The organism is Salidesulfovibrio brasiliensis JCM 12178 (assembly GCF_001311825.1).
Classification (GTDB): Bacteria; Desulfobacterota; Desulfovibrionia; order Desulfovibrionales; family Desulfovibrionaceae; genus Pseudodesulfovibrio; species Pseudodesulfovibrio brasiliensis.
The window spans coordinates 1-1426 of sequence record NZ_BBCB01000163.1 but is presented as its reverse complement, the minus strand read 5'-3'; the positions used below and the strand labels follow the sequence as shown (position 1 = coordinate 1426).

Sequence of the window (1426 nt, the reverse complement as noted above, 5' to 3'; positions counted from 1 at the left end):
AAAGATCCCCGGCACCGAATCCAGCGGTAGCTGCAACAAACCATCCCCCCTCTCATCACGGTTCAGCTTGAAACCCCAACACATTTGTGTAACACCCTTTCTGGCGAAAAAGCGTAAAAATCAGAAGAGGGTTGCGTTATAATGGCTGACGAAAGCAACAGAAATTTTATTGAATGGATCGACGTCCTCGCCAAGGGAATCCTTGCTGGGTGCGCGCTTGGTGCCATCGCTGGATGGTTTGATATTTTGCCGATAACCAAGGCTGTCGCGCTGGGCGGACTGGCGGGATGCCTTGCTGCCATCAACTTCAAGCAGAGACGGGACGACAGGCGCAAAAAAGACGGGACCGACCAGTGAAGCTGAAGGTTGTCCTCGCACTCTGCGCCACGTTGACGTTCTGGGCTTCTGCGTTTGTCGGCATCCGGGCCGCGCTGCCGGTGTTCGAACCCGGCCACCTCGCGCTGCTCAGGTTCCTCTTTGCTTCGGCGGCCATGCTCGTGTACGCATGGCGGGCAAAAATCCGGCTGCCGAAACTCAAGGACCTGCCAGTCATCATGCTGCACGGCTTCCTCGGATACACGGTCTATCACGTGGCGCTCAATTACGGCGAAACCACAGTCAGCGCGGGTTCTGCAAGCTTTATTATCAGCTCGATCCCCGTCTTTTCCACGCTGCTGGCGGTCATCCTGCTCGGTGAGCGGATTGTGCTGCGAACGGTGGTGGGCATTTGCGTGAGCATGATCGGCATCGCGCTCATCGCGTTCGGTGAGGGCGGCGGCATGAGCTTTGATACCGGCGCGCTGCTCATATTGCTGGCTGCGTTTTCCGAGTCGCTCTACATCGTGCTCCAGAAGCCGTATCTCAAGCGGTATACGCCGTTTGAGTACGTGACGTATACCATTCTGGCAGGAACGTTTTTCATGTGCTGGTACATGCCGGGACTGCCACAGGCCGTGGCAGCGGCTCCGCTGGATGCTATCCTTGCGGTGGCGTATCTCGGGGTGTTCCCCGGCGCGGTGGCGTATGCGTTCTGGTCATATGCGCTCTCGAAGGGCGATGTTTCTAAGATCGTGGTGACGCAGTATTCATTGCCGATGATCACGCTTGTGATCGGGCTTGTGTGGCTGGGCGAATTTCCGGCTCCACTGGCCTTGAGCGGCGGTCTGGTGGCCCTTGTCGGGGTCGTGACTATCACCGCCCCCGCCAGCCTCTTCCGCCGCCTGCAAAAGCAGCAATAAAATAAAGATGACCTTAAAAACAGTGCCGGGAATCACAAGATTCCCGGCACTACTTGTTTCTTCAACTCTGTTTCCAATCAACCCCGACTACTGCCACCCTCCAGCCAATTGACCATCAGCAAGGGCAACGCCCAACCAAAAGGTTTTGCGGAAGGGAGAGGGGATGGAGAGTCTAGAGGAAGGAGAGG

Annotated in this window: 2 protein-coding genes; both read left to right on the top strand. The window is 56.8% G+C overall.

Annotated elements, in window-relative coordinates; all coding sequences use genetic code 11:
- The first annotated feature begins 141 nt into the window (after nucleotides 1-141).
- Nucleotides 142-357, top strand: a complete 216-nt coding sequence (locus tag JCM12178_RS17350) for a hypothetical protein (protein WP_054653232.1) — start codon at nucleotides 142-144, stop codon at nucleotides 355-357.
- A complete protein-coding gene (locus JCM12178_RS17345; protein ID WP_054653230.1) occupies nucleotides 354-1238 on the top strand; it encodes a DMT family transporter in 885 nt (294 codons plus the stop codon). The genes JCM12178_RS17350 and JCM12178_RS17345 overlap by 4 nt, the downstream gene beginning before the upstream one ends.
- Nucleotides 1239-1426 lie beyond the last annotated feature (188 nt).

What these genes read in the sequence shown, in the direction of transcription:
- JCM12178_RS17350 (WP_054653232.1), top strand. Translation starts at nt 142, where the DNA reads ATGGCTGACGAAAGCAACAGAAATTTTATTGAATGGATCGACGTCCTC.